This is a genomic window from Paenibacillus sp. FSL R5-0912, assembly GCF_000758605.1.
GTDB lineage: Bacteria > Bacillota > Bacilli > Paenibacillales > Paenibacillaceae > Paenibacillus_AQ.
Genome location: NZ_CP009282.1, coordinates 1,093,113 through 1,105,831, shown reverse-complemented (window position 1 = coordinate 1,105,831; position 12,719 = coordinate 1,093,113). Strand labels below are relative to the sequence as shown.

10 protein-coding genes are annotated in these 12,719 nt (G+C 50.7%); 5 read left to right on the top strand and 5 right to left on the bottom strand.

Going from position 1 to position 12,719, the window contains the following annotated elements; all coding sequences use genetic code 11:
* Positions 1–14: 14 nt before the first annotated feature.
* Together aguA and R50912_RS04740 are read right to left on the bottom strand one after the other, a co-directional pair.
* A complete protein-coding gene (gene aguA, locus R50912_RS04745) occupies positions 15–1,115 on the bottom strand; it encodes an agmatine deiminase (RefSeq protein ID WP_042232819.1) in 1,101 nt (366 codons plus the stop codon).
* Between the two features lie 237 nt (positions 1,116–1,352).
* Entirely contained in the window at positions 1,353–2,789 is a 1,437-nt protein-coding gene (locus R50912_RS04740) for an MFS transporter (protein ID WP_042232817.1), read from the bottom strand.
* 157 nt (positions 2,790–2,946) lie between these two features.
* Between R50912_RS04740 and R50912_RS04735 the strand changes: the two genes are divergently transcribed.
* Complete coding sequence (locus R50912_RS04735; protein WP_042232815.1) at positions 2,947–3,564, top strand: TetR/AcrR family transcriptional regulator; 618 nt, start codon at positions 2,947–2,949, stop codon at positions 3,562–3,564.
* Positions 3,565–3,738: 174 nt separating this feature from the next.
* Here the strand turns inward: R50912_RS04735 and R50912_RS04730 are convergent, their stop codons facing one another.
* Positions 3,739–4,878 (bottom strand): polysaccharide deacetylase family protein, encoded by a 1,140-nt coding sequence (locus R50912_RS04730; RefSeq protein WP_156122947.1) that lies wholly within the window; start codon positions 4,876–4,878, stop codon positions 3,739–3,741.
* A gap of 504 nt (positions 4,879–5,382) precedes the next feature.
* On the opposite strand from R50912_RS04730, the gene qoxA reads away from it, so the two are divergent.
* The 4 genes from qoxA to qoxD are packed head-to-tail and all read left to right on the top strand — an operon-like array spanning position 5,383 to position 9,280.
* Complete coding sequence (qoxA, locus tag R50912_RS04725; RefSeq protein WP_042232813.1) at positions 5,383–6,399, top strand: cytochrome aa3 quinol oxidase subunit II; 1,017 nt, start codon at positions 5,383–5,385, stop codon at positions 6,397–6,399.
* Positions 6,400–6,442: 43 nt separating this feature from the next.
* On the top strand, positions 6,443–8,392 hold the full coding sequence (gene qoxB, locus R50912_RS04720; RefSeq protein WP_042232811.1) for a cytochrome aa3 quinol oxidase subunit I: 1,950 nt from the start codon (positions 6,443–6,445) through the stop codon (positions 8,390–8,392).
* Complete coding sequence (gene qoxC, locus R50912_RS04715; RefSeq protein ID WP_042232809.1) at positions 8,389–8,985, top strand: cytochrome aa3 quinol oxidase subunit III; 597 nt, start codon at positions 8,389–8,391, stop codon at positions 8,983–8,985. The genes qoxB and qoxC overlap by 4 nt, the downstream gene beginning before the upstream one ends.
* A 1-nt stretch (position 8,986) precedes the next feature.
* The gene (qoxD, locus tag R50912_RS04710; protein WP_039302907.1) at positions 8,987–9,280 is read left to right on the top strand and encodes a cytochrome aa3 quinol oxidase subunit IV; all 294 of its coding nucleotides are present in this window, start codon (positions 8,987–8,989) and stop codon (positions 9,278–9,280) included.
* A 197-nt stretch (positions 9,281–9,477) separates the two neighbouring features.
* On the opposite strand, the gene R50912_RS04705 is transcribed toward qoxD, so the two are convergent.
* Both R50912_RS04705 and R50912_RS04700 read right to left on the bottom strand, forming a co-directional pair.
* The gene (locus tag R50912_RS04705) at positions 9,478–10,623 is read right to left on the bottom strand and encodes a hypothetical protein (RefSeq protein ID WP_042232806.1); all 1,146 of its coding nucleotides are present in this window, start codon (positions 10,621–10,623) and stop codon (positions 9,478–9,480) included.
* Between the two features lie 270 nt (positions 10,624–10,893).
* Positions 10,894–12,603 carry a methyl-accepting chemotaxis protein gene (locus R50912_RS04700; RefSeq protein ID WP_042232804.1) on the bottom strand — a complete coding sequence of 570 codons (1,710 nt, stop codon included), beginning with the start codon at positions 12,601–12,603 and terminating at the stop codon, positions 10,894–10,896.
* Positions 12,604–12,719: the final 116 nt, after the last annotated feature.

Below are 12,719 nucleotides of genomic sequence, written 5' to 3'. Positions count from 1 at the left end.
AGTACTCTGTAAACCTACCAGCCCTGGGGCTGCTGCTGGGTAATACAGTGAATATTCCCGCCGCCCAAGGCGATCTCGCGGGTATTGACCTGAACCACCTTGCGGTCGGTGAATAAACGCTGCACGGTCTCCAGCGCCTCCCTATCCCGCTTGTCCCCGAATGCCGGCATTACCACTCCGCCATTGCAGATATAGAAATTCACATAAGTCGCAGCGAATGTTGTACCTGAGGCACGGCTGTAGCTGCCGCTGGCCGGGTCGATCCATCCCGCCTCTTCATCTGTAATGATCAGCCGCTCCGGGATGTGCAGCCGGTGAACCTCCAGTTTGCGCCCGCGGGCATCCCTCTGCCGGATGAGCCGTGAATAGGCTTCGTGCAGCACCTCATATTGCGGATCTTCCCGGTCGTCCGTCCAGCTCATCACCACTACGCCCGGCTTCACAAAAGCGGCCACCTCATCAATATGCCCGTCCGTCTCATCATCGCTCATTCCTCGGGGCAGCCAGATAATCTTGTCTACGTTCAGCGTATCGCGCAAATAACCCCCGATCTGCCTTTTGGACAGATGAGGGTTGCGGTTCTTATGCAGCAGACACTGCTCAGTAGTTATCAGCGTACCTTCTCCATCCACATGAACAGCTCCGCCCTCAAGGATGAAATGCCGCAGGTCATAATAGTCCAGCTTCTCGATCTCCAGCACCTTTCGCTTCACCAGCAGATCCTGGTCCCAGGGAAAATACAGCCCTCCGTCCAGTCCGCCCCAGGCGTTGAACCCCCAGTCAATTCCCCTCACCCCGCCGCTGCTGTTCACTACAAAGGTCGGGCCGATATCCCGCATCCACGCATCGTTCGAGGAGATCTCCACCACACGTACCTGCGGCGGCACAAGTGCCCGGACATGCTCATATTGGGCACTGATGGTGCCTATCGTTACAGGCTCAAACTCCGCAATCGCTGCCGCCACTCTGGCAAAAGCAGCCTGCGCCGGCTTCGCCCCCAGCCGCCAAGTGTCCGTCCGGGTCGGCCAGAGCATCCATGTCCCCTGATGCGGCTCGAATTCTCCGGGCATACGGTAGCCGTCTTGTCTGGGTGTACTGGTAATTCTGCGTGGCATAAGCATCCCTCCCGGCACTTGAACAGGATGGGGACCGCAGAGAACGCTGCCCGGCATCTCGTCCTGTTCCAATTTATGCGGGGCCGGGACTTATTGCTACGATTCGGAACACCGGTGAACAAAATAATCACTGTCCAGTTTCGCAAACAATTAATTTTCGTTGTTATAAGAATAATATTATTTTAGGGATTCTGCCAGACACAGACAAACAGCTGTAGAGATACGACACGCTAATTATCAAACGCTGCCCCGCCGCTGTCTGCGTTCATCACTGAATAAAGCTGCGGCGATGCCGGGAAGGATCAGGTAACTTGCGAACTTATAAGTCTGGCTGAAAGCATCTACGGCAGCCTGCTGCTGCACATCTGCTCCAGGTATCACCCGTATGTTAGCGGAGCTCGCTGCTCTCAGCTGCCCGGCTGTATTATGCTGCAGCACGGTGACGATAATGGCCACGCCGATTACACTGCCGAGTGACTTCGCCATATTGGTTACCCCTGAAGCAATCCCCACCTTGTCTTCAGGAACGACCCTGATCGCCGAAGACATCACAGGCGCCATCGAGAGCCCCACCCCGAGGCCGGCCAGTGCGAGCCGGAGCATCACCGCGCCCAGTGTAGAGCCGGCGTGCAGCCCGCTCATTGAATAGGTGGCGCCGCCTATCAACACCATGCCTGCTGCGGCAAACCGGCTGCTGCCATATTTCGCAGACAGCGGTCCGGAAATGGCTGAGCTGGCGATGGAGCCGACTGCCATCATGGAGAGGACAAGGCCCGCCTTCAGCTCAGACACCCCCATCACCCGGGTAAGATAAAAGGAGGTCAGCAGCGAAACATTCATCAGCGCCGCACCCAGAATGATCATAGAAACCGATGTGCTGTTGAAGGCTCTGATCCTTAGCAATGACAAGGGCAGCATTGGCGCCTTCCCCTTGTACTGCGTAATAAAAAAGAACACCACAAGCAATACTCCCGCAGCCAGCAGCGCAAGGAAAATTCGTGAGCTCCAGCCGTAATCCTGCACTTTGATCAGAGCATATGTAAGGAAGAACATCCCTCCGGTGATCCCCAGGATCCCGGCGTAATCTATGGAACGGCCCGCTGTGTTATCCCGTGATTCCTTAATAAATATGGCCGTCAGCACAATACTCAGCAGCCCAAGCGGCACATTCACAAAAAAGATCCATTCCCAGCTCAGCTTCTGTGTCAGAATCCCGCCAAGCGCCGGACCGCTTGCAGCCGCTACCCCGGAGATGGCACCCCAGATGCCGATAATCAGGCCGTGCATTTCTTTGGGAAAGGTTGTTGTGGTGAGCGGAATCGTGACCGGCACTATCACCGCACCGGCCAATCCCTGAATGACTCTAAGTGCAATTAGCATGCCGAGCGAAGTAGAGAAACCCGCCAGCAGGGAGCTCAGCGTAAACAGCGCCACTCCGATGAGGAACATCTTCTTCCGCCCGAATTGATCGGCCAGACGGGAGGCGGTGAGTATAAACACGGCGAATGCCAGGTTATAGCCGTTCATCACCCAGGAGACTTGTGATACACTTCCGCCGAAATGACGTGTCATCTCCGGCAGGGCAATATTAATAATCGTCGTATCCAGCAGCGCCATGAAAAACCCCAGGACTATTGCCGTAAAAGATAACGCTCTGCGTGTTCTAAGGCCCATCTCCATCACCCTTCAAAATATGAAATAAAGTTCATATTCGCATTATATGAACCAAAGTTCACATTTGTCAATCACAAAAAATGAACCCTGGTTCAACTTTTATTGACAGCTCAAAACTGCTCCTCTAGAATTTGTACTATAAGGGGGACCTTAAGACATGGGTGAAATCGAGGACAAGGTTAGAACTCCGCAGCAGGAGCGCAGTATCAGAACCAAGGAAGCCATTATCAAGGCGGCAATGAAGCTATTCTCGGACAAGGGCTTTCATCAGACCAATACCAAGGAAATCGCTGCGGCGGCCGGGGTATCCACAGGCAGCTTCTATTCCTATTTTATTGATAAAAGAGCCATATTCATCGACGTTCTCCATATGTACGGCGATGACCTTCTAGCCAGGATTGATGCTTCAATGTCAGAGATTAATTTCGAAACGATCGGCCGCTCCGAGCTGATTCTGCATCTGATAGACACCCTTCTGCTCTCGCATAAGGCGTTTATCGGATATCATAAAGATCTGAGCATCATGTACCACAGTGATGAGGTCATCAAGCAGCTGATGGATGCCCAGTATGAAACAGGCCGGCTCAGAACGCTTAAGTACCTGCAAATGGGTCAGGATGAATTGAAGACTGAAGACGTGGAGGCAGCTTCCGTGATTGTGTTCGAAGCGGTGAGCGCCATCGTCGATGTCATCTCCTTCTCCCCGCAGCGGATCGCCGTGGACCGGTTGAAGTCGGAGCTGGTCAATATGATTGTCCATTATCTGTACAAGTAGCGCCATCGTTACTCTAGTGCTAACACATCTCTGCCCGCTGATTCAGCCGCAAACCTGCATTGTTGTACTTTACTTCTCACAAAGGTTTGTCCAAATTTCCCGGTACAAGCCGCAAAAAAGAGCAAGCCGGCGGAAACTCCCGCAGCTTGCTCTTTTGCATTCAAACCCTTCGGATCACCGTTTATCCTTCCAGAAATTCACCGGCTCCATATCTTTCGTAATGACTTGGAAGGTGTAGCCTTCCTTCTTAAGCGCTTCTAGCAGACGCGGCAGCACCTTGAGGGTGGCCTTCTGATCATGCATTAGAATAACCGGATTCGTCTTCGACTTCTTCAGCGTGCGAACCTGCCCCATTACTGTATTGTAGATCTTGTCACTGTCCTCTTTATATCTCCAGTCATTCGAGTCCACATTCCAGTCCCAGAGATGATAGCCTTGTCCAAGCACCTTATCCCGGAAAGACTTGGTGAAATAGGGCTTGCTGCCATAAGGCGGCCGGATTAGCGATGTAGTAGCGCCCGTCAGTTTCTTGAGGACAGCATTGTCACCCGACATTTCCGCAAGCGCCGCAGCCGGGGAAGCATAGAATTTCTCCTTACGGTGTGTCATGCCATGAAGCCCCAGGCCGTAGTCTTCCTTCACAATCCGCTTCACCTGGTTAGGATATTTGCTCATGTTATTTCCCAGCATGAAGAAGGTTGCCTGCACCTCATACTTGCTTAAGATATCCAGTAGCTGGGAAGTCGTCGCCGACGGGCCGTCATCAAAAGTAAGATACACGGTTTGTCCCGGCTTGCCGGGTTCAGCGGATGGTTCAGGCTCCGCCGGGGCTGTCTCCACAGGTTTCAGTTCAGCTGCATACTTGGTGACATAAGCTTCATCTGTAAGTCCCGCTGAGCCGTCCTTCACCCGGAGTAAATATTTATCCCCCGCAAAGGATATGATATACCCAAGATACCCGCTTACTTTCAGCGGAACCATAAGTTTACCGTCCTGCAAAAAAGTGCTCACAGGCACCACTGTACCATCTTTGAGCACAGCGCCGGCATCGCCCTGCAAAGTCAGCGACCCGGAGCCGCCCGACACCAGAACTCCGTCGGTTAGACCGGTAAGCGTCCATTTTAATTCATCAGCTAGAGCACGCAGCGGGACATAATAAGTGCCTTTTACAGACACGGCTTCTATACCGCTCAATTTATCGTTGATCCCGAGCTTCAGTACATTAGTCTTACCTTCAGCGTTAGCAGGGATCTGTACAAGAACCGTAACCAGGAATAAAGAGAGGAATAACAACATTATTTTTTTAATAGGCACAGCAGCAATCTCCAATCTATGTATATTTGTCTATTACTTTATCACACATAGATATAACGTAATTTGAGAGATTGTAACCGCAAGCTAAAATATTGTCACCCTTTTTGCAATGATAAAATGAATATTCAGCTTTTTTTCTGAAATACGACAATTCTCATCGAATGCTGTCACAGCAGGCCATAAGCGGTTCACTCACGTGTTTTTGACCCAAAATAATTGTGACAATATTAATAACAAATATGCAATCTTGAACAAAGTTTGAACAACCTTAAAATTAGCTTAAACTGCGCCGCTACAGTGATCTTTATCATACCCTTAAGTAGTTGTAACAATTTGATCACACATATTTAACTTGTTCGCCATTTTTAAGGACTTTTTTATCTATTTATACAAAATATGTATTTTGCATTATGGGTAAGTAATTCTTACTATAGATACAGGTTAAGTAGTACGCCCGTTTAATGAACGGCGAATGAAAAGTAGTATTGAAGGAAGGAGTTCTATATGAAAAAAAAGGGACCGTTATACGCTTTGTTTCTAAGCCTGATCCTTCTCCTGCCGGGATGCAGCTCGATCGCTGTTCTGAACCCGAAGGGGCCGTCTGCAAGGACGTTATCGGATACCATCATTCTCTCCATTGTTGTAATGCTTGGTGTTCTGGCAGTTGTCTACATCTTATATATCTTTGTACTGGTTAAGTACCGGGCGAAGAAGAGTAACGAGGGTTACATTCCTGAACACGAGGAGGGCAACAAGGTACTTGAAGCGATCTGGATTATTATCCCGATCATTATCGTCGCCTTCCTGTCAGTTGTAACCGTCAAGACAACTACCGAAGTCGAGAACGTGGCCGCGGACTATAAAGATCAGACACCGCTGGTCATTTACGCTTCATCCTCCAACTGGAAATGGCATTTCAGCTATCCGGAGGAAGGCATTGAAACGGTTAACTACGTGAATATGCCTGTGCATCGTGCAGTTGAATTCAGAATGTACTCATTCGGCACCATTACCAGCCTATGGATTCCACAGCTTGCCGGACAAAAGTACGCCATGAGTGACATGCTCACCACGCTTCACCTGTCAGCTGATACCGAAGGCTCTTATATTGGAAAGAATGCCAACTTCAGCGGTAAAGGCTTTGCCCACATGGAATTTGAAGCGCTTGTTATGAGCAGCAAGGATTACGACGAATGGGTGAATGACGTCAAGGAAACCGCGCCAGAGCTTACAGAGGATGAATTCAAAGGCCTGCTCGCCACGGACTTCCTCGGACGTAAAACTTATTCCTCGACCCACTTAGAGTTCAGTCCTCCCCCTGGAGACCACAGTGAACACATGAGTGGTAACGGAAGTGAAATGGACATGGACAACGGCAGTGAGGAGCATCAGGATAACAAAGAAATCCATCCTTCTCCTGTGCCGTCCAGCGGAACCGAATTTGACAGCGAACCTGATCCGGAAGTCGAACAGCCGCTGCCAAGCTCACCCGTAGATGCCGAGACTCATGAAGGCAACTAGCTCTGCAAGAGCTTAACGTAACACACTGAAAGGAGCCACCCTAATGGATTTAGACAAATTTAAGGTTCACGGCGAACCCTTGATATACGGAGCCATGGTCAGCATCGCACTTGCCACCATCGGGATTCTCGTCGGGCTTACCTATTTCAAGAAATGGGGATACCTCTGGCGTGAATGGCTTACTACTGTAGATCACAAAAAAATCGGTGTCATGTATATCCTCGCGGCGCTGCTCATGCTGTTCCGCGGCGGTGTGGACGCGATGATGATGCGTCTGCAGACGGCCGCGCCGGAAATGAAATTCCTCGATGCGCAGCATTACAATGAGGTATTTACCACGCATGGTCTAATCATGATCCTGTTCATGGCCATGCCGTTCATCATCGGTCTGATGAATGTGATCATACCGCTGCAGATCGGCGCGCGTGACGTCGCGTTCCCGCGGCTTAACGCCGTCAGCTTCTGGCTCTTCTTCATGGGGGCCATGCTGCTGAACATTTCCTTCGTTATCGGCGGATCGCCGGATGCCGGATGGTCAGCCTACTTCCCGCTGGCGAGTCTTGAATTCAGCCCGACAGTCGGTAACAACTACTACTCCCTGGCCCTGCAGATTTCCGGTATCGGGACGCTGATTACAGGGGTCAACTTTATCGTAACGATTCTCAAAATGCGTGCACCGGGCATGAAGCTGATGAAGATGCCGATGTTCACCTGGTCCGTACTCATCACCAACGTCATTATCGTCTTCGCCTTCCCGGTACTTACTGTTGCGCTTGCGCTGATGATGTTCGACCGCCTGTTCGGCTCCCAGTTCTTCACGATGGCCAACGGCGGGATGGATATGCTCTGGGCCAATCTGTTCTGGGTATGGGGTCATCCCGAGGTCTATATCGTTATTCTGCCGGCCTTCGGTATTTATAGCGAAATTATTGCGACCTTCTCCAAAAAGAACCTGTACGGATATACCTCAATGGTATTCAGTATGCTGATTATCTCGCTCCTGTCCTTCCTCGTATGGGCTCACCATTTCTATACGATGGGTCAAGGCGCCATGGTCAACAGCTTCTTCTCGATTACCACAATGGCCATTGCCGTACCTACAGGGGTTAAAATATTCAACTGGCTGTTCACCCTGCGAAAAGGCAGGATTACCTTCACAACGCCAATGCTGTATACGCTCGCCTTTATTCCGATTTTCACCATCGGCGGGGTAACGGGTGTCATGCTCGCAATGGCCAGTGCCGATTACCAGTATCACAACACGATGTTCCTTGTGGCGCATTTCCACTATGTGCTCATTCCGGGTGCCGTGTTCGCCGTCATCGCCGGATTCCATTACTGGTTCCCTAAAGTGTTCGGCTTCCGCCTGAACGAACGGCTCGGTAAGCATTCCTTCTGGTGGATCGTGATTTCTTTCAACGTAACCTTCTTCCCGCTGTTCTTCCTGGGTCTGATGGGAATGACACGCCGGACGTATACCTATTCCGAGGAATCAGGCTTCGGTCCGCTTAATATGCTGTCCTTCGTAGGGGCAGTCGGCTTGGCTATCGGATTCCTGCTGCTGGTCTACAATATTTACTGGAGCACACGTTATATGCCTAGAGACACAACAAGTGATCCATGGGATGGACGGACACTTGAATGGGCTACACATAGCCCGATGCCGATCTACAACTTCGCCATTGTACCTACTGTGCAGACCCGCGATGCCTTGTGGTCCGCGAAGCAGGACAATATTCCGCTCTATGATGACACAAAAATAACCAAGATCCATATGCCTAGCAATACCGGCAAGCCATTCATTCTGGGCGTAATCTTCTTCATCCTGGGATTCGCCCTGGTATTCAGCCTATGGATTCCGGCTATCCTCTCGGGTATCGGTGTCATTGTCATGCTGGCCTTCATGTCCTTCGACCGTGACCACGGCTACTATATTTCGGCTGAAGAGGTTATCGCTACAGAAAAGAAATTGAAGCGGGGTGAGATTGTATGAAAATAGATGCATCCAAGCCGCTCGAATATTCAACGGAAGAGAACAGTAACAAGATCTTCGGCTTCTGGGTCTTTCTCGGAGCTGAAATCCCTCTCTTCGCTACATTGTTTACTGTATATTTCGTAATGGTCAACCGTTTCGCCAGCGGCCCGAGCGGCAGCGAGCTGTTCGAAATCGGCCCCGTGCTGATCGAGACCTTCCTGCTGCTATCGAGTTCCTTCACGATCGGCCTGGCTATCCATGCCATGCGGCATGGTTATAAGAAAGCGATGATGGTCTTCATGGCCCTTACGCTGCTTATGGGCCTCGGCTTTATCGGTATTGAAATCGATGAGTTCTTCACTTACGTGCATGAGGGTGCGACACTGCAAACCAGCGGTTTCCTCTCCAGTCTGTTCGTACTGCTCGGAACGCATGGTGCCCACGTCAGCTTCGGCTTCCTGTGGGGAGCGGGAATCATGATTCAGCTGTGGCGCCACGGCATCACACCAGCCACCGCCAACAAAGCTTTTATCTTCTCCTTGTTCTGGCATTTCCTGGACGTTGTCTGGATCTTTATCTTCAGCTTCGTCTACCTGAAAGGACTGATGTGACATGATGAAGCAACTGTTCCCAATTCGCCATGTGATGGGTTATCTGGCCTCTCTGGTCCTTTCTGCCGCTGCGCTGATTGTCATCTACGGAGATCTCTCCTCCGGGGCCAATATGGCCGTGCTGCTGATTACAGCGCTTATCCAGGCCTCTCTGCAGCTATTTGTATTCATGCACATCGGGGAATCGGCAGACTCCAAGAAAGAGCTGTACATCAACATCGCCTATGCACTGTTCGTGGGTCTGGTTACCATCTTCGGAACCCTGTTCATCTTCGTGTGGGGCTGGTACTCTTAAACTTTATGAGGGGCGGGAACGCCCCTTCCACGCAGCATAATAAAAGCGGTCCGTCTCCGGTATGTTCCGGGACGGGCCGCTTTTTTGGTGCAGTACATGAATCAATATTGATGTGGTCGTAACTGCGGTGAAGGTTTGAACTTCCCACCGTCACTTCCATCTTGTATTGTCCCTTCAAGTCCGAAAGCTAAAAATATCTAATACTTCAACTGAACCACACTGCTGCTGCTCTCATCCCCGCTCCACTCGGTATATGCCAGTTGCTTGCCCGAAGGGCTCCAGGAGGTCGTCAGGTTCCCTGTATCGTCTGCAACCTTGGCAGGCTTACCTGATTCCAGGTCATAGACATAGAGAGCAGCAGAGGCCGTACCGTTCCCGTCAGCTGACATGCTGTAGGCAATCATCCGCTGGTCCGGCGACCAGGAGATACCGCCAAGCTCCGCGCCTTCCACGATTATTTTCTGATTCCCCCCGTCTGTATCAGTGAGGAGAAGCGTTTGGCCAGATTCTTGATATTGCAGGATCAGCAATTGATCTCCTTCCGGTGAAGGGATTACGTTGCCGATACGGCCAATTTTCAGATCCGCCTTTTGCTTTGTATTCAGATCCAGCGTTTGCAAGGATTCATTGCTATTGGTAGTGTAATAAATCTTATCTTGGATTTGCCGGACAACAATCAATCCTTCGCCGCCTAGTCCCTCCACAGCAGCGATCTTGCCGGAAGTATTTGCTGTAAAGGCACCGCCGCTGTATGCAGCTCCTATAACGGTATCATCTTCAGCCCACCGGGCGCTCTTAGCTCCTGCAATATCATCGCCCGTGATGCTGAATGTTTTCTTGGAGCCTAGATCCATCACATGGTAGGAAGGATCACCTAAGGAGAATTCGCTGTATAGCAGATACCTGTTATCGGACGACAAGGCAGCGTCACCCAGAAACACATTTTCCTGTTCCTTGATCAATTCGTATTCCTCTGTATCCAGGTGGTAGAAATACAGGCTTTTGGGCAAAGACCCAGCCAGCTCCACCAGACTCATTGTGCCAAACTTGTCGTTCTCCTTAGACACTACAACCGTATCTTCGTCCAACCAGTCTGAAATCGATATATTCTCATATTGCACGATCTCTCCCGGCGTCAATTCAGGCCCGGCTGCTTCCCGGGTTGGTTCGGCAGATTTGACGGTTTCAGCCGTTGGGGCAGGATCGGTTGGTGTACCCGCGCCAGCCGTGCTGTTCCCCGGCTCTTGGACAACGGCGTTATTTCCGTCCTGCTCTGCACTGCAGGCAATAAGTGTAATCATTAATGCCGGAACTATTGCCAGCTTGAATATTGGGGTTCTCATCCTGTGAATCGCCTCCTTGAATTCGGGTTTATAACCCGGAATGAATCTGGAATTGTGGAATCGCGCTCAAGGCGCCCTTCCTTTTCCTTAGCAATACCCCGGAGCTACTCTCCCAGTAACATTTAAGACGCGAGCAGTAAGCCGTATGTTGCAGGAAACTGCTTGCTGTTGTAAGGCCGGATGACCTTAATCATTCAAAAAAAGCCTTGTTCAGCTGCAGATAACAGGAAACTCTCTGCTATCATTTGCCGAACAAGGCTTCAGTACTTCCTATAGCTTGAACCGGGCCAGATGCTTCTGCAGATCCTCGGCCAATGTGGCGAGGTACTGGGCAGAGGAAGACATCTCCCCCATAGCGGTTAGCTGCTGCTCACTCGCTGCGCTTGTATCCTGAACATCACCGGCGCCTTTACGCGAGATTTCATCCACCTGGGCCATCGCCTGGGTTACGCCCTCCGATTCCTGGGCGACATGTCCGATAACCTCCGTAATCAATTCCATCTGCTCGCTGGCTGCTTGAATAGAGGTCTGTATCTCAGTAAATGCGGCGGAGACCACTTCGCTCTGCGCTACGCCATGGGAGACAATCCCGGAGCCCAGCTCCATGGATTCCACTGCACTTTCAGTCTGCTTGCGGATATGGGTAATAATCTCCGTAATCTGCAGCGAGCTTCTTCCGGTAGCTTCTGCAAGCTTGCGGATTTCACCCGCTACCACAGCAAAGCCCCGCCCATGTTCTCCCGCTCTGGCCGCTTCAATAGAGGCATTCAGTGACAGCAGATTAGTCTGGGTAGCAATGTCATTAATGGTTGTGATGATCGTGTTAATCTCTTCGGACAGACTGCCCAGACTTCCGACAATACTCTGGCTTGCCGATACACTGGAGTCAATCTCCCGCATTTGGATCAGAATCCGTTCAACCGCTTCGGCACCCCGGTCCGTTGATGAGGCAGCCTGTGCCATCAGACCGTTCATTTCATTGCCGCTGTGCCGGGCCTCGGTAATATCATACGTCATCGTCCGGACAGACCGGGCGGTACGTGCGATGCTCTCGGCCTGCACATCGAATCCGGCAGCGATTTCACTTGAGGTCTCGGCGATCATCTGGGAAGCATGCGCCGTCTGTTCTGCACTGGCGCTCATCTCCTCTGAGGAAGCCGACAGAATCTCGGCACTCTCGGAAACTCCTCGCATCATATTCTGGAGACCTTCCAGCATTGTATTAAACGAAGTGTTAATCTGGCCGATTTCATCCTTCGACTGATAGGAGGCGGCGGCAGTCAAATCCCCATCCTCTGCGCGCTTCATCAGCTGCTGCAGTTCCTTAAGCGGTTTCGTAATCAACCGGGTAATCATGATGCTGATCACAATACTCAGAACCCAGGCAACGGTAATCAGAATGCCGCTTAAAGTGATGGAGCTCTTGGCACTTGCTACAGTGTCCTCATTATGCGCGGATGCATCCTCTACAAACAGAGCTGCAGTATCCTCCAGCAGTTTAACCATCGTCCGGCGCGATTCACTGAATGCTCCACCCGAGAAAACCTGATAACCTTCATCATTCAGACTATTATCGGCAAGATGGATGATATTATCACGCTGGGAGCGGTAGTCCGGCAGGAGAAGCAGATATTCGTTGATATTAGCCGCGATTTTGTCATTGCTGAACTCAACCGTCTTGAGCTGTTCTATAAGTTCATTGTTCGTAGTGATATTCGTTTCAATAGCCGCCTTAAGCTCCTGACTCTTGGCAGCATCCCTGGTAATGAGATCCTCCAGCAGAAAAGATTCGATTGCCCGGTTATTCCCGCGGATCTCGGTAATGAGATAAATCGGCAGCAAATTCTGTTCGTAGGTCTCCCGGGACCTGTCCGCCATCCTGCTGGTGGTCATAATGCCTGTCGTCCCAATGCCTATAAGTAACACTACAATCACTGCAATCAGCAAAGTCATTTTATGCTTAATCTTCAGATGTCTCATTTCTTATAATCCCGCCTTCTCGATATCTTGCTGTACTGTATTTATCGGAGAATTAGGCCAAAATGTTGATAATACGTTGAAAAAAATGTCGAAAAATGAAAAATATTATCGTTTTA